At 61.4% G+C, this 14,677-nt stretch carries 13 protein-coding genes and 2 riboswitches; of the genes, 8 read left to right on the top strand and 5 right to left on the bottom strand.

Annotated elements, in window-relative coordinates; all coding sequences use genetic code 11:
* Position 1: 1 nt before the first annotated feature.
* From dcd to WA928_RS02555, 8 genes are all read left to right on the top strand, one after another.
* Positions 2-565 carry a dCTP deaminase gene (gene dcd / locus WA928_RS02590; RefSeq protein WP_350379649.1) on the top strand — a complete coding sequence of 188 codons (564 nt, stop codon included), beginning with the start codon at positions 2-4 and terminating at the stop codon, positions 563-565.
* A 78-nt stretch (positions 566-643) separates the two neighbouring features.
* On the top strand, positions 644-2,908 hold the full coding sequence (locus WA928_RS02585) for an arginine/lysine/ornithine decarboxylase (RefSeq protein WP_350379648.1): 2,265 nt from the start codon (positions 644-646) through the stop codon (positions 2,906-2,908).
* A 52-nt stretch (positions 2,909-2,960) separates the two neighbouring features.
* Entirely contained in the window at positions 2,961-4,358 is a 1,398-nt protein-coding gene (locus WA928_RS02580) for an NAD(P)/FAD-dependent oxidoreductase (RefSeq protein WP_424299131.1), read from the top strand.
* Positions 4,359-4,433: 75 nt separating this feature from the next.
* The gene (locus tag WA928_RS02575) at positions 4,434-5,651 is read left to right on the top strand and encodes a CaiB/BaiF CoA transferase family protein (protein WP_424299128.1); all 1,218 of its coding nucleotides are present in this window, start codon (positions 4,434-4,436) and stop codon (positions 5,649-5,651) included.
* A 113-nt stretch (positions 5,652-5,764) separates the two neighbouring features.
* A riboswitch (glycine riboswitch) is annotated at positions 5,765-5,859 on the top strand.
* Positions 5,860-5,871: 12 nt separating this feature from the next.
* Positions 5,872-5,976, top strand: a riboswitch (glycine riboswitch).
* A gap of 42 nt (positions 5,977-6,018) precedes the next feature.
* On the top strand, positions 6,019-7,098 hold the full coding sequence (gene gcvT, locus WA928_RS02570; protein ID WP_350379641.1) for a glycine cleavage system aminomethyltransferase GcvT: 1,080 nt from the start codon (positions 6,019-6,021) through the stop codon (positions 7,096-7,098).
* A gap of 71 nt (positions 7,099-7,169) precedes the next feature.
* Positions 7,170-7,541, top strand: a complete 372-nt coding sequence (gene gcvH / locus WA928_RS02565; protein ID WP_350379638.1) for a glycine cleavage system protein GcvH — start codon at positions 7,170-7,172, stop codon at positions 7,539-7,541.
* 92 nt (positions 7,542-7,633) lie between these two features.
* Entirely contained in the window at positions 7,634-10,519 is a 2,886-nt protein-coding gene (gene gcvP / locus WA928_RS02560) for an aminomethyl-transferring glycine dehydrogenase (protein ID WP_424299123.1), read from the top strand.
* A gap of 17 nt (positions 10,520-10,536) precedes the next feature.
* Positions 10,537-10,749 (top strand): tautomerase family protein, encoded by a 213-nt coding sequence (locus WA928_RS02555; RefSeq protein ID WP_350379634.1) that lies wholly within the window; start codon positions 10,537-10,539, stop codon positions 10,747-10,749.
* A gap of 77 nt (positions 10,750-10,826) precedes the next feature.
* Here WA928_RS02555 and WA928_RS02550 read toward each other — a convergent pair whose 3' ends face one another.
* From WA928_RS02550 to hda, 5 genes are all read right to left on the bottom strand, one after another.
* Entirely contained in the window at positions 10,827-11,339 is a 513-nt protein-coding gene (locus WA928_RS02550) for a dihydrofolate reductase (RefSeq protein WP_350379632.1), read from the bottom strand.
* A 69-nt stretch (positions 11,340-11,408) separates the two neighbouring features.
* Positions 11,409-11,882 (bottom strand): 2-amino-4-hydroxy-6-hydroxymethyldihydropteridine diphosphokinase, encoded by a 474-nt coding sequence (gene folK, locus WA928_RS02545; protein ID WP_350379630.1) that lies wholly within the window; start codon positions 11,880-11,882, stop codon positions 11,409-11,411.
* Positions 11,879-13,261 (bottom strand): polynucleotide adenylyltransferase PcnB, encoded by a 1,383-nt coding sequence (pcnB, locus tag WA928_RS02540; RefSeq protein WP_350379628.1) that lies wholly within the window; start codon positions 13,259-13,261, stop codon positions 11,879-11,881. Before pcnB ends, folK begins: the two co-directional genes overlap by 4 nt.
* Positions 13,262-13,273: 12 nt before the next feature.
* Entirely contained in the window at positions 13,274-13,978 is a 705-nt protein-coding gene (locus WA928_RS02535; protein ID WP_417251686.1) for an HAD family hydrolase, read from the bottom strand.
* The gene (gene hda / locus WA928_RS02530) at positions 13,975-14,658 is read right to left on the bottom strand and encodes a DnaA regulatory inactivator Hda (RefSeq protein WP_350380201.1); all 684 of its coding nucleotides are present in this window, start codon (positions 14,656-14,658) and stop codon (positions 13,975-13,977) included. Before hda ends, WA928_RS02535 begins: the two co-directional genes overlap by 4 nt.
* Positions 14,659-14,677: the final 19 nt, after the last annotated feature.

The raw sequence follows: 14,677 nt of genomic DNA, 5'->3' as shown, positions 1-14,677 counted from the left end.
CATGAGCATCAAAAACGACCGTTGGATCCGCGGTGCGGCGCAAGCCGGCATGATCGAGCCTTTCGAGCCCGGGCAAGTGCGCTCCGTCAATGGCCAGAAGATTGTCAGCTATGGCACAAGCAGCTATGGCTATGATGTCCGCTGTGCCCGCGAATTCAAGATTTTTACCAACATCAATTCCTCGATTGTCGATCCCAAATCCTTTGATGCCGGGTCGTTTGTGGATTTTGAAGGCGATGTCTGTATTATTCCGCCCAATTCATTTGCATTAGCGCGTACAGTCGAATACTTCCGTATCCCGCGCAGCGTGCTTACCATTTGCCTGGGCAAAAGCACCTATGCGCGTTGTGGCATCATCGTCAACGTCACGCCCCTCGAGCCCGAATGGGAAGGCCATGTAACGCTCGAGTTTTCCAATACCACGCCCCTGCCGGCCAAAATTTATGCCGGCGAAGGCTGCGCCCAGATGCTGTTCTTCGAAAGCGACGAGGTTTGCGAAACCTCCTACGCCGATCGGGGTGGCAAATATCAGGGGCAACACGGGGTGACGCTGCCGCGCACCTGATCATTCACATTTAAAGCCCTGGCCAGGCATGTGCCAGGGCGGTTTCGGGCTGCGCAAGCATCCCACACGGTGGTTGCCATGAAATTTCGCTTTCCCATTGTCATCATCGACGAAGACTACCGGTCTGAAAATGCGTCGGGTTTTGGTATCCGTGCGTTGGCTTCGGCCATCGAAGCCGAGGGTGTCGAGGTGCTGGGGGTTACCAGTTACGGCGACCTCAGCTCGTTTGCGCAGCAGCAAAGCCGGGCCAGTGCCTTCATTTTGTCGATCGATGACGAGGAATTTGACGAAGACTCGCCCGAGGATGTGGCCAATGCCATCAAAAACCTGCGTACATTTATTGGCGAGCTGCGTTTTCGCAACGAAGACATTCCCATCTATCTGTATGGCGAAACCCGCACGTCGCAGCATATTCCCAACGATATCCTGCGCGAGCTGCATGGCTTTATTCACATGTTCGAGGACACCCCCGAGTTTGTGGCGCGCCATATCATTCGCGAAGCCCGCGCCTATCTGGATAGCCTGGCGCCGCCGTTTTTCCGCGAGTTGCTGGATTACGCCTCGGATGGCTCTTACTCGTGGCACTGCCCGGGGCACTCGGGGGGCGTTGCGTTTCTGAAAAGCCCGGTGGGGCAGATGTTCCACCAGTTTTTTGGTGAAAACATGCTGCGCGCCGACGTGTGCAACGCGGTAGACGAACTTGGCCAGTTGCTCGATCACACCGGCCCGGTGGCCGAGTCTGAGCGCAATGCCGCCCGCATCTTTCATGCGGATCACTGCTTCTTTGTCACCAATGGCACCTCCACCTCCAACAAGATTGTCTGGCACGCCAATGTGGCGGCCGGTGATGTGGTGGTGGTCGATCGCAACTGTCACAAGTCGATCCTGCATGCCATCACCATGACAGGTGCAATCCCTGTGTTTCTGCGGCCTACGCGCAATCACCTGGGCATCATCGGGCCCATTCCCCTCGAGGAATTCGACCCCGAAAACATCCGCAAAAAGATCGAGGCCAATCCGTTTGCCCGCGAGGCTGTCAACAAGCGTCCGCGCATTTTGTCGATTACGCAGAGCACGTATGACGGCGTCATCTACAACGTCGAGATGATCAAAGAAAAACTCGGCTCGGAGATCGACACCCTGCACTTTGATGAAGCCTGGCTGCCGCATGCCGCATTTCATGAGTTCTACGAGGACATGCACGCCATCGGGCCCAACCGTCCGCGCAGCCACGACACCATGATCTACGCCACGCACTCCACGCACAAGTTGCTGGCAGGGCTGTCGCAGGCCTCGCAAATCGTGGTGCAGGATGCTGAAACCCGCCACCTCGATCGCAATATCTTCAACGAAGCCTTTCTGATGCACACCTCCACATCGCCGCAGTACGCCATCATTGCGTCTTGCGACGTGGCTGCGGCCATGATGGAACCCCCCGGCGGCACCGCCCTGGTCGAAGAATCCATCCGTGAAGCACTGGATTTCCGCCGCGCCATGCGCAAGGTCGAGTCCGAATTCGGTAAAAACGACTGGTGGTTCAAGGTGTGGGGCCCCAACCGCCTGGTGGCAGACGGCATCGGTAACCGCGAAGACTGGATTCTGGGATCCGGCGACGAGTGGCATGGCTTTGGCGATCTCGCCGAAGGCTTCAATATGCTCGATCCCATCAAGGCCACCGTCGTCACACCGGGCCTGGATATTTCGGGCACTTTTGCCGAAAGCGGGATCCCGGCTGCACTGGTGTCACGCTATTTGGTCGAGCACGGTGTGGTGGTCGAAAAAACAGGCTTGTACTCGTTTTTCATTCTCTTCACCATCGGCATCACCAAAGGCCGCTGGAACACCCTGCTGACCGCCTTGCAACAGTTCAAGGACGACTACGATCGCAACCAGCCCCTGTGGCGCGTATTGCCCGAGTTCAGCCGCTCGCACAAGCGCTACGAGCACATGGGTTTGCGTGATCTCTGTCAGGAAATCCACGAAGCCTATCGCCTGTACGATTTTGCCCGCCTCACGACGCGGGTGTATCTCAGCGACATGGTGCCGGCCATGCGTCCGGCCGATGCCTATGCCCACATGGCGCACCGTGAGGTTGAGCGCGTACCCGTCGGCCAACTGGAAGGCCGTGTCACCGGGGTGCTGCTCACGCCGTATCCGCCGGGCATCCCCTTGCTGATTCCGGGCGAGCGCTTCAACCGCGATATCGTCGATTATCTGGAGTTCACCCAGGCGTTCAATCAGCAGTTTCCTGGCTTTGAAACCGATGTCCATGGCCTGGGCTGCGAAACCGACGCCCAGGGCGAGCGCCATTACTACGTGGATTGCATCCGCGAAACCTCCTGATATGGCCTGCCGTGCGTTTTAGTGATTCCGGCGTGCCGGCAGGCGGGGCCGCATGAGCCGCGCCCCATTCGATGTTGCAGTGATTGGCGCCGGGGCCGCCGGCATGATGGCGGCTGCCGTAGCGGGCCAACGCGGCCTGCGCGTTGTGCTGGTCGATCACGCCAAGCGTCTGGCCGAAAAAATCCGCATCTCGGGCGGCGGACGCTGTAATTTCACCAATCTGGGGGCCGGCCCTGCTCAGTTCCTGTCGCGTAACCCAGATTTTTGCCGCTCGGCACTACGGGGCTATGGGCCACAGGACTTTCTGGATCTGCTGCGCACGCATGGTGTGTCCTGGCACGAGAAACACCGCGGCCAGCTCTTTTGCGACGATTCCAGTGAATCCATCATCCAGTTGCTGCAACGCGAGTGCCAGCAAGGGCAGGTGGCCTGGCGCATGCCCTGCACCGTGCAGGCGGTTCACCGTGAAGCGGCTGCCTTCGTGCTGGATACGGATAGCGGCCCGATTTCCGCCACCCAGGTGGTGTTGGCCACTGGTGGCATGGCGATCCCCCAGCTGGGCGCCACAGATTTCAGCCTGCGTATTGCCCGCCAGTTTGGCCTGAAGATCGTCGAGCCGCGCCCGGCCTTGGTACCGCTTACCTTTGATGTGGCGCACTGGCAGCCGTATGCGGCGCTCTCGGGCGTAGCCCTGGAGGTCAGCCTGTCTCACGAGATGCGCCCGGGCGCTAAAGACCTTGCGTTGCCTCCATCGGAAGACTCATCGCCAGTGGCTGCGCAAGATGGCAAGGCGGCGGGCAGGCGCTCGCAGGCGAACCGCAAGCGTCGGCGGGGTTCCGCGCGGGCAGAGTTTCTGGAAGATCTGCTGTTTACCCATCGGGGCCTGTCCGGCCCCGGTATCCTGCAAATTTCCAGCTACTGGCAGCCGGGCGACCCCATCCGGGTTGATCTTGCCCCAGGTCAGGCCATGGGTGAGGCCTTGGTGGCCGCCAAATCGGGCAGCCGCCAAACCTTGCTGACGGCCCTGTCTGCCATCTGGCCCCGGCGTCTGGCAGAGGCCTGGCTGGCGCAAAGTGATGCTGCTTGGGCGGGCAAGGCTGCAGCCATGGGCGGCGCGGGTTCCGGGGCAGATGCTGCCGGCAACCTGGGCAGCCTGCGTCTTGCCGATGTGTCCGACCGCAATCTGCGCGCCCTGGGCGAAGGCATCCACGGCTGGACACTATGGCCCACCGGGACGGCAGGCTATAAAAAGGCCGAGGTCATGCGCGGTGGTGTGGATACTGCCGAGCTGGATCAACGCAGCCTGCAGGCGCAGCGCTGCCCTGGCTTGTACGTCATAGGCGAAGCGGTGGACGTCACTGGCTGGTTGGGGGGATACAACTTTCAGTGGGCCTGGGCGTCCGGGGTGGCCTGCGGGCGCGCACTCGTGTCTGGTGCTGTCCAGGCATAAGAAGACACTGCGCTGGTCGTAGGGGCGGCATGCAGCCGCGCTAGAATCAACGGCATCTGCTTTTCAGGATCTGCCATGAACGCTTCCGCCGCTACTCCCACCACTTCGCGTCAAAAACCTCTGGCGGGTATCCGCGTATTAGAGCTCGGCCAGCTGATTGCCGGGCCCTTTGCCGCCAAGATGCTGGGCGAGTTCGGCGCTGAAATCATCAAGGTTGAGCCCCCCGGGCAGGGTGACCCCTTGCGCAACTGGCGCTTGCTGCATGAGGGCACCTCTGTCTGGTGGCAGGTACAGTCGCGCAACAAGCAGTCGGTTACGCTGGATCTGCGTCAGCCCGAGATCCAGGCACTGGTTCGGCAGTTGGTGGCCGAGTGTGATGTTGTTGTCGAAAATTTCAAGCCTGGCACGCTTGAGGCCTGGGGGCTGGGCTGGGGCGATCTGCATGCCATCAATCCACGGCTGGTGATGCTGCGGGTATCCGGCTATGGCCAAACCGGGCCTTATCGCGACCGTCCCGGCTTTGGCGTGGTCGCCGAGGCCATGGGTGGGCTACGCCATTTAAGTGGCGAGCCTGGCCGTACGCCGGTACGCGTGGGAGTGTCGATTGGCGATTCGCTCTCGGCCCTGCATGGAGTGATTGGTGTCCTATTGGCCTTGCGCGCGCGTGATCGTGACGGCGAAGGGCAGATGATTGACGTGGCTTTGTACGAATCCGTCTTTAATATGATGGAAAGCCTGTTGCCCGAATACGCCGTATTTGGCGAAGTGCGTCAGCCCGCTGGCAGCAGCTTGCCGGGTATTGCGCCCAGCAATGCCTATGCCTGCCAGGATGGTTATGTGTTGATTGCCGGCAATGGAGACAGTATTTTCCAACGTCTGATGAAGGCAATTGGCCGTGAAGATCTGGGCCAGGATCCTGTGCTGGCACACAATCCTGGCCGGGTGGCACAGATAGCGCGCATCGATGCGGCCATCGGCCAGTGGGCGGCTGGGCGCACGCAGGATCAGGCACTTGAAGTGCTGAATGCTGCGCGTATCCCAGCGGGCCGCATCTACGATATCGCCGATATTGCCGCCGATCCGCATTACCAGGCTCGCGAGATGATTCTTGAAGACACTTTGCCAGATGGTACGCCCTGCCAGGTACCCGGCATTGTGCCCAAGTTGTCGGCGACGCCCGGTGGGATTCAATCAGCTGCACCGGCGCTGGGTGCGCATACAGAGCAGCTGCTGGACCATCTGGGTGTCAGCCCCGAGACGCGGGCACGCTGGCGCGAGCAGGGATACATCTGAGCCTGCCTGAGGAGTCCTGGCAGGCCAACGTATCTTGCCGGTGGCAAGTCCTAGTCTCTATTGCGGATTGTTGACCTGGCCTGTTTCAGGGTATATTTTGCCTTTGCTGTCACCCGATGTGGGTGGGAGAGCGCCGTCTGTTGTTTAGCGGCCGCCGAAGGCGCAATTCGCCCAGAATCGCTCAGGCACCCCGTACCATCCCCATGATGCCGCACGCGCATCGCAGCATTCTGGAGAGACTCGCCCGGTTTTACCTGGGGCGGGCGCCGAAGGTGAACCCCCGCTGTGTGGGGCAACTCTCAGGCAAAAGGACAGAAGGGCGCTGCCGGCAACCCTGCCGTTCTATCGCAATGGAGCCCTTCTCACCATGTCCCGGACACCTCTGTTTGATACCCACGTTGCACTTGGCGCCAAGATCGTTGATTTTGGCGGCTGGGATATGCCACTGGCCTATGGCTCGCAACTCGAAGAACACCACGCCGTGCGTCAGGCCGTGGGCATGTTCGATGTCTCGCACATGCTCAACGTCGACGTCACGGGTGCCTCCGCCCCCGATTTCCTGCGCCATTTGCTGGCCAATGATGTGGGCAAGATTGCCGGCACACCGGGCAAGGCTCTGTACTCGTGCATGCTGCTGCCCAATGGCGGCGTCATCGACGACCTCATCGTCTACTTCTTTGCCTCCGACCGCTGGCGCGTGGTGGTCAATGCCGGCACCGCCGACAAAGACATCGCCTGGATGAAAGAGCAGGCCCAGCCATTTGGTGTCACCATCACGCCGCGCCGCGATCTGGCCATGATCGCCGTGCAAGGCCCCAAGGCGCGTGACACCGTCTGGGCCGTGCGCCCCGAGTGGAAAGCCGCCACCCAGGACCTCAAACCTTTCAATGGCACCATGGTCGACGAAAACACTCTGGTGGCCCGCACGGGCTATACCGGTGAAGACGGCTTTGAAATTGTCCTCCCTGTCACAGCGGTGCAAGCTTTCTGGGAAGCCCTGGCGTCCGCCGGCGTGCATCCCTGCGGCCTGGGTGCACGCGATACCTTGCGCCTCGAAGCCGGCATGAATCTCTACGGCCAGGATATGGACGAAACCGTTCATCCCCTAGAGTCCGGCCTGGCCTGGACTGTCTCGCTTAAAGACGAAACCCGCCGTTTCGTGGGCCGTGACGCCCTCGAGTCCGCCTCGCGTGATCACCAGCTTCTGGGTCTCAAGCTGCTTGAGCGCGGCATTATGCGCGGCCACATGAAAGTGCGCACGCCACAGGGCGAAGGCCAGATCACCAGTGGCACTATGGCGCCCACGTTGGGCTTTTCCATTGGCCTGGCACGCGTACCGGCCGGCTGCGAGCCGGGCGAGCACGTCGAGGTTGAAATTCGTGGCAAATGGCTGCCGGCCGAGCTCGTCCGCCCACCGTTTGTGCGCAACGGCCAGGCGCTGGTCTGATTCCCCGGCAGGCGTCAGGCCGGCCGGTTCATTTTTCTTGTTTGTTATCCATCACGATCACGGGGTACACCATGTCCATTCCCAACGACCGCAAATACACGGCTTCCCACGAGTGGGTCAAGGCCGACGGCGACTGCTTTCTGGTTGGCATTACTGACGATGCCCAAGACCAGCTGGGCGATCTGGTTTTTGTCGGCGATGTCCAGGTGGGTGCCCATCTGGCCGCGGGCGAAACCGCTGCTGTTGTCGAGTCCGTCAAGGCGGCCTCCGATATTTATGCGCCTATTGCCGGCGAGATCATCGCCTTCAACGAGGCCCTGAACGACGAGCCCGCGCTCATCAACCAAGGTGCATTCGATCAGTGGATCTTCAAGATCCGCCCCGATCACGCAGCTGATGTCGATGGCCTGCTGGACGCCCAGGCCTATCAGGCCCAGGCCTGATGCGCACCTGCCCGCGTGCACGTCTGTGTACCGGGCGGCAGTTTGATTTGGCGGGGTGTTAACTCCGCCCTTGTTTGTTCCCGGAGATTTCCATGTCGCGCGATGTTGCTTCGCAATCCGAATTTGTTGCCCGTCATATTGGGCCGTCCGAGTCTGATCAGCAGGCCATGTTGGCCGCCATCGGCGTATCCAGCCTGGATGCCCTGATCGACGAAGTGGTACCTCAAAATATTCTGTCCGAAGCACCTTACCTGGATCTGCCTGATGCCATGGATGAGGTTGAAGCGCTGGCGGATCTTAAAACCATTGCGTCGCGCAACCAGGTGCTGCGCAGCTTTATTGGCCAGGGCTACTACGGCACCCATGTGCCCCACGTGATTTTGCGCAACATCCTCGAAAATCCTGCCTGGTACACCGCATACACACCCTACCAGCCGGAGATCTCCCAGGGGCGCCTCGAGGCCTTGCTGATTTTCCAGACCATGATCACCGATCTCACCGGCCTGGATATCGCCAACTCCTCCCTGCTGGACGAAGCCACTGCCGCCGCCGAAGCCATGACACTGGCCCGGCGCGTCTCGCGGGCAAAATCCAGCCAGTTCTTTGTGTCGCAGCACGTGCATCCGCAAACTCTCGAAGTTGTGCGTACCCGGGCTGCCGGCCTTGGCATTGATTTGGTGGTGGGCGATGAGTCCGCGGGTCTGCCCGATTGCTTCGGTGTCCTGCTGCAATATCCGCATAGCCTGGGCGGCGTTGCCGATTATCAGGCTTTGGCACAACAGGCCCATGAGGCCGGGGCCATTGTGGCCGTGGCCACCGATCTTCTCGCATTGGCCTTGCTGTCGCCTCCGGGCCAGTGGGGCGCTGATATTGCCGTGGGCTCCAGTCAGCGTTTTGGTGTGCCCATGGGCTATGGCGGCCCGCACGCCGGCTTTATGGCGTGCAAGGATGCCTACAAACGCAACTTGCCCGGCCGTCTGGTGGGTGTCTCGCAAGATGCGCGCGGTGCGTCCGCCCTGCGCCTGGCCTTGCAAACGCGCGAGCAACATATCCGCCGTGAAAAAGCCACCTCCAATATCTGTACCGCACAAGTGTTGCTGGCCGTAATGGCCGCCATGTATGCGGTGTGGCATGGCCCAGTCGGCATCCGGAAAATTGCCCAGCGTGTGGCCACCCGCACCACCCAGCTGGCTGCTGCCTTGCGTGCCATGGGCGTGGAAGTATGCAACGACAGCTGGTTTGATACTTTGCATTTGCAGTGCGGCAGCTATACCCAGGCGGTGCTGGACGCCGCAGTGGATGGTGGGCTGAACCTGCGCCGTGTCGATGACACCCACGTGGCCTTGTCACTGGACGAAACCGTGACGCCCGATGACATCGAGGTGCTGCTCAGCGTATTTGCCGCCGGCACCGCAGAAACCCGCGTGGCCCCCGATTTTACCACAGCCGGCGATGGCATCCCCGCATCGCTGCATCGTCAGGGTCCCATCCTTGCGCATCCGGCTTTCTCGCGCGTCAAGTCCGAAACCGATATGCTGCGCTACCTGCGCGCCCTGGCCGACAAAGATCTGGCCCTGGATCGCACCATGATCCCGCTGGGCTCGTGCACCATGAAACTCAATGCCACGGCCGAGATGATTCCCATCACCTGGCCCGAGTTTGCCAATATGCACCCGTTTGCCCCGGCCGGCCAGGCCCAGGGCTACCAGGACATGATCAATCGTCTTTCCTCGGCACTGTGCGAGATCACCGGCTACGATCGCGTCAGCCTGCAGCCCAATTCGGGCGCCCAGGGCGAGTACTCTGGTCTGCTGGCCATCCGTGGCTATCACCAGGCCAATGGCGATCATCAGCGCAATGTCTGCCTGATCCCCGCTTCGGCACACGGCACCAATCCCGCCTCGGCGCATCTGGCCGGCATGGATGTGGTGGTGGTGGCGTCCGATGATCACGGCAGCATCGATATGGCTGATCTGCGCGCCAAAGTGGCCGAAGTCGGCGACCATCTGGCTGCCTTGATGATCACCTATCCCTCCACCCATGGCGTGTTTGAAACCACGGTTACCGAGATCTGCGCGCTTATCCATGATGCCGGCGGCCAGGTGTACCTGGATGGTGCCAATATGAACGCCATGGTGGGTGTGGCCCAGCCTGGGCGCTTTGGGTCGGATGTATCGCACCTTAATTTGCACAAAACCTTTTGCATCCCCCACGGTGGTGGCGGGCCGGGCGTGGGCCCTGTGGCCGTGCGCGCGCACCTGGCGCCCTACCTGCCCGGGCTGGTGGGCGAAGACGGCCGCTTGCCTGCCGGCCAATCGGGGCCGGTGTCGGCGGCCCCCTATGGCTCGGCCAGCATTTTGCCAATCTCAACCCTGTACATCACGATGATGGGTGCCAGCGGCCTGCGTCGCGCAACACAGGTGGCCATTCTTAACGCCAATTATCTGGTCACACGCCTGGCGCCGCACTATCCCATCCTGTACGCGGCCGGCCCCAAGTCGCGCGTCGCGCACGAGTGCATTCTGGATATCCGGCCAATCAAGGATGCCAGCGGGATCGGCGCCGAAGATATCGCCAAGCGCCTGATGGATTACGGCTTCCATGCGCCCACCATGAGCTTCCCGGTGGCTGGCACGCTGATGGTCGAGCCCACCGAATCCGAAGGGGTCGAAGAGCTGGATCGCTTTATCGATGCCATGATTGCCATCCGGCAAGAGATCGCGGCAGTCGAGCGGGGTGAACAGCCGCTGGAAGACAACGTACTGGTCAATGCGCCGCACCCGGCAGCAGTGTTGCTGGTACAAGACTGGACGCACCCCTACACGCGTGAGCAAGCAGCCTATCCCTTGCCCGGTATGGCAGACCGCAAGTACTGGCCACCTGTGGCCCGGGTGGATAATGCCTGGGGAGACCGCAATCTCAGTTGCGCCTGCCCGCCGGTCGAGGCCTACGCGTCACCTGTGCCGGCAACCGTCTGACTACCAAGGAAAGCACCATGCCGTATGTAAATATCAAGATTACCCGCGAGGGCGTCACCGCTGATCAAAAAGCCCGCCTGATGCAGGGTGCCACGCAGTTGCTGGTTGATGTCCTGGGTAAAAATCCCAAAACCACTTTCGTGGTCATCGAGGAAGTGGATACCGACAACTGGGGGATCGCTGGCGAGCCCGTGACCGCTATTCGGGCGCGCGCAAAGGCTGCCAGCTAAGCGGGCAAGATGCCAGCCAGTTGATCTGGCTGGCGTGCGCCTGGCGCAGGCCGCCTTTGCTTAAGGCAGCCAATACATCACGCAGGTTTTGTGCCGGGTATCCGCTGATATGTCACAAAGTCGTAGCTAAGCGGGTTCTCGCCCGCCGGCTGAGGCAGGCGTTCTGTCTCTTGCCATTGGCCTGCCGGCAGCGCCGGAAACCAGGTATCACCAGCTAAATTGGCATGGATTTCAGTGGCAATTACCTGGTCGGCCAGTGGCAGCGCCTGCTTGAAAATCTGTTCGCCGCCAATCACGCAGACAATCTGTGCGTCCTGGCAGCTTGCCAGTGCCGCATCCAGAGATTCAAAACATTCCACGCCAGGCACGCTAAACGAGGTGTCCCGGCTAAGCACCAGATTGCGTCGGCCCGGTAGCGGGCGGCCAATTGACAGCCAGGTTTTGCGGCCCATGATCACCGGATGGCCCAGCGTGCTGCGTTTAAAGTGCGCAAGGTCGCCCGGCAAATGCCAGGGCATGCCGCCATCGCGCCCGATCACGCGTTCATCGGTGTAGGCAACCACCAGCCGGATGAGGGGAGTATGAGGCATGGTCAAGGGTAGGGCAGTAGGGAAAGCGCCCAGTGTAAACCAGCTGATGCGCTTGATTGCCACCCGTGCTTACAGTGGGTGGATGTCCTGATCTGCGCAGCGTGCAAGCAGATCTGCCAGATTGCCTTGGGGCAGCACCAGATCAGGTGCCAGATCCCGCAGGGGCTGCAGCACAAAGGCGCGCAGATGCATGCGTGGATGCGGCACTGTCAAGGTTGGCGTGTCGATGGTTTTTCCGTCAAACCACAGCAGATCCAGATCCAGCGTACGCGGCGCATTACGGTAGGGACGTTCGCGGCCGTGTGCCTGTTCGATGGCTTGCAGTGCTGCCAGCAGCGCGGCTGGTTGCAGTGTTGTATGGATTTCTGCCACTGCGTTGACGTAATCGGGGCCTGTGCAGCCCACCGGTGCGCTGCCGTATAGCGGCGACAGGCGCAGGGCCTGGATGTCGGGCGTGGCCGCCAATTCTTGGGCAGCGCCCTGGATGGCCTCGGCCGCATCACCCAGGTTGGCCCCCAGGCCAATGTAGGCTGTATGGCTCATTCAGCAGTGTCGGGGGCGCTATCCTGCGCTTCTTTGTGGCCGCTGGATTTGCGCCGCCGCCGCCGTTTGCGGGTGGTGCCGGCCCCGATGCGCCGGGCACCGGCGTGCCCTGCCTGCCAGGTGTCGATCATCTGGCTGCGGTGGTCGTCGCCGCTGTTGGCCAGATCCATCCACCATTGCGCCAGCACGCTGTCCACTTCGCGGGATTCGGCGCGCAATTGCAGAAAATCCACCGAGGCACGAAACCGCGGCTGCTCCATCATGCGCCAGATCGAGCGCACGGTAGCACGCTCAAAACGTGCCTGCATCAGCCAGATTTCGCGCATGTCCGCCTGATGCCGGCGCTGGATGGCCAGCTTGTCCATCTGCTCGTCGATGACGGAGTCGGCCGCCCGGATCAGGGCCTCGTTGCGCTGTACGTCTTGTGCCACCAGCCGTACCCAGCGCTTTTGCACCAGACGCCACAGCAGTGCCGCAAACAGAAAGCTGGGGCTGACAGGCTTGCCCGAACGCACCCGTGCGTCTGTGCGTGACAGTGCGATTTCGACAAAGGCCTCGCCGCCTTCTTCTTCAAAAATGCGGTCGATCAGGGGGATCAGGCTTTTGGTGAGGCCCGAGCGCCGAAGCTCGCGTAGGCAATCCATGGCATGGCCACAGGTAAGCAGCTTGAGGGTTTCATCGAACAGGCGTGAGGCTGGCACGTGCTCGATCAGCGAAGCCAACTGGCTGATGGGAGCCTCGGTGGCGGGGTCGATGCGCGCCCCCAGCTTGGCCTGAAAGCGCAGGGCCCGCAGCATGCGGACCGGGTCTTCGCGAAACCGGGTTTCGGGGTCGCCAATCATGCGAACCACCCGGTTTTTAAGATCGGCCACACCCTGGTGGAAGTCGATCACTTCTTCTTTGAGAGGATCGTAGTACAGCGCGTTGATGGTGAAATCACGCCGCGCGGCGTCTTCTTCATGGGTGCCGAATTCGTTGTCGCGCAGGATGCGCCCGTGCTCGTCGGTTTCTTGTGTGCCCGAGGCCGGTGCGCGAAACGTGGAGGTTTCAATGATCTCCTGGCCAAACACCACGTGCACCAGCTGAAAGCGCCGGCCGATGATGCGCGCCCGGCGAAACAGCGGGCGGATCTGGTTGGGTGTGGCGTTGGTGGCCACGTCGAAGTCTTTGGGTTGCAGGCCAACGATCAGGTCGCGCACGGCGCCGCCCACAATGTAGGCGTCAAAACCGTGCTGGTTCAGGACTTCGCAGACCTTGATCGCGTGGCGGGAGACCAGTCGGCGGTCGATGCCGTGCTTGTCGTGTGACAGGCGCACCGGGCCACTGGGCGGCGCGGCGAAAAGCCGCGAGACGAAATGTTTGATGGTCTGCTTAAGCATATGGCGCGTATTTTAAGACTTTGTATCCTGCATGTCCGCAAACAGATCCAGCACACGCCAATGACGGCTTTCTGCAAGCTCGCGCAGGGCAGGGCTGGGGTTGGTGGCCACCGGGTGGGTCACCACCTCGAGCAGCGGTAAATCGTTCAGTGAATCACTGTAGAACCAGGATTCCGCAAAGTCTTCCAGCTGCCTGTCTTGGGCGGCCAGCCAGCTGCGCACCCGCAGTACTTTGCCGGCCTTGAAGCTGGGAGTGCCTTCAAAACGGCCGGTGTAGCGGCCATTGGCATCTTGTTGTGGTACGGTGGCAATCAGGTGGCTGATGCCCAGCGCCTGGGCGATGGGGGCAGTCACAAAGGAATTGGTGGCTGTCACGATGGCACACAAGTCGCCACGTGACTGGTGTTCGGCCACCAGGGCTTGCGCGGCAGGCAGGATCCCCGGCAGTACCACCGCGGCCATGTAATCCTGATGCCACTGTGCCAGCTGGGTGGGCTCTGCCAGTGTCAGCAGCCCCAGCATGAAGTCGGCGGCTTCTTCGGCCGACAGCACCCCTTCGTTGTATCGGCGCATTAGGTCATCGTTACGCGCCTGGGCGGTGGCGGGGTCGCCCGCCCGGCCGGTGCGGGCCAGGAAATCGGCCCACTGATAATCGCTGTCAAAGGGCAGGAGGGTGTGGTCCAGATCAAACAAGGCCAGATGAGAAGGTGCGGTCATGGATGGTGTGTCAGCAGTTCTTTAAGTAAGGGTAGGGTAATCGGGCGATGGTGTACCAGTGAGTATTGATCCAGGCGATCCATCAAGGCCATCAGCCGCCCCATGTCGCGGTCGTGGTGCACCAAAATCCAGTGCAGCACTTCGTCGGGCAGTTTCAGGCCGCGTTGCAAGGCCTGGTCGCGCAAGGCCTGGGCGCGCTCTTCATCAGATAGTTGCTGGATGCGAAACACCAGGTCCCAGCCCAGGCGGGTGCGCAGGTCTTCGCGCAGCGGCATGGTCAGGGGCGCGCGGTCGCCCGCTGTCAGCAGTGCAAACGCATCCGGGGTGCTGGCCGAGGCCCGCCAGCGATTAAACAGGGCAAACAGTGCAGCCTGGGCGTCTTCGCCCAGATTATTGACATCGTCCACCGCCACCAGGGTCAGGGCGCGGTCTTCGTCGGTGGCCAGTGCCTGCAGCCAGTGTGCAGGCGTGCGTGCATCCAGGTAAAGCCCCTGTTGTGCATGGGCGCTGGCCCGCAACAGATGGCTGCGTCCGGTACCCACGCTGCCCCACAGGTACACCGCGCGGCCGGGCGATAGGGCTGACACCGCGTCTACGGCAGCACGGTTGGTACCGGCCACAAAACGCTCCAGGCTTGGGAGTGCTTCTGGCAGGATGTCCAGTAACAATTGCTGCGTCATGCTCATGGGGCCGGAGTTC

Origin of the sequence: Castellaniella sp., from assembly GCF_049651205.1 — a bacterium.
Classification (GTDB): Bacteria; Pseudomonadota; Gammaproteobacteria; order Burkholderiales; family Burkholderiaceae_B; genus Castellaniella.
Note: the sequence above shows the minus strand (reverse complement) of the source record. Positions and strands in the feature narration are given on the sequence as shown.

What these genes read in the sequence shown, in the direction of transcription:
- dcd (WP_350379649.1), top strand. Translation starts at nt 2, where the DNA reads ATGAGCATCAAAAACGACCGTTGGATCCGCGGTGCGGCGCAAGCCGGC.
- WA928_RS02585 (WP_350379648.1), top strand. Translation starts at nt 644, where the DNA reads ATGAAATTTCGCTTTCCCATTGTCATCATCGACGAAGACTACCGGTCT.
- WA928_RS02580 (WP_424299131.1), top strand. Translation starts at nt 2,961, where the DNA reads ATGAGCCGCGCCCCATTCGATGTTGCAGTGATTGGCGCCGGGGCCGCC.
- WA928_RS02575 (WP_424299128.1), top strand. Translation starts at nt 4,434, where the DNA reads ATGAACGCTTCCGCCGCTACTCCCACCACTTCGCGTCAAAAACCTCTG.
- gcvT (WP_350379641.1), top strand. Translation starts at nt 6,019, where the DNA reads ATGTCCCGGACACCTCTGTTTGATACCCACGTTGCACTTGGCGCCAAG.
- gcvH (WP_350379638.1), top strand. Translation starts at nt 7,170, where the DNA reads ATGTCCATTCCCAACGACCGCAAATACACGGCTTCCCACGAGTGGGTC.
- gcvP (WP_424299123.1), top strand. Translation starts at nt 7,634, where the DNA reads ATGTCGCGCGATGTTGCTTCGCAATCCGAATTTGTTGCCCGTCATATT.
- WA928_RS02555 (WP_350379634.1), top strand. Translation starts at nt 10,537, where the DNA reads ATGCCGTATGTAAATATCAAGATTACCCGCGAGGGCGTCACCGCTGAT.
- WA928_RS02550 (WP_350379632.1), bottom strand. Translation starts at nt 11,339, where the DNA reads ATGCCTCATACTCCCCTCATCCGGCTGGTGGTTGCCTACACCGATGAA.
- folK (WP_350379630.1), bottom strand. Translation starts at nt 11,882, where the DNA reads ATGAGCCATACAGCCTACATTGGCCTGGGGGCCAACCTGGGTGATGCG.
- pcnB (WP_350379628.1), bottom strand. Translation starts at nt 13,261, where the DNA reads ATGCTTAAGCAGACCATCAAACATTTCGTCTCGCGGCTTTTCGCCGCG.
- WA928_RS02535 (WP_417251686.1), bottom strand. Translation starts at nt 13,978, where the DNA reads ATGACCGCACCTTCTCATCTGGCCTTGTTTGATCTGGACCACACCCTC.
- hda (WP_350380201.1), bottom strand. Translation starts at nt 14,658, where the DNA reads ATGACGCAGCAATTGTTACTGGACATCCTGCCAGAAGCACTCCCAAGC.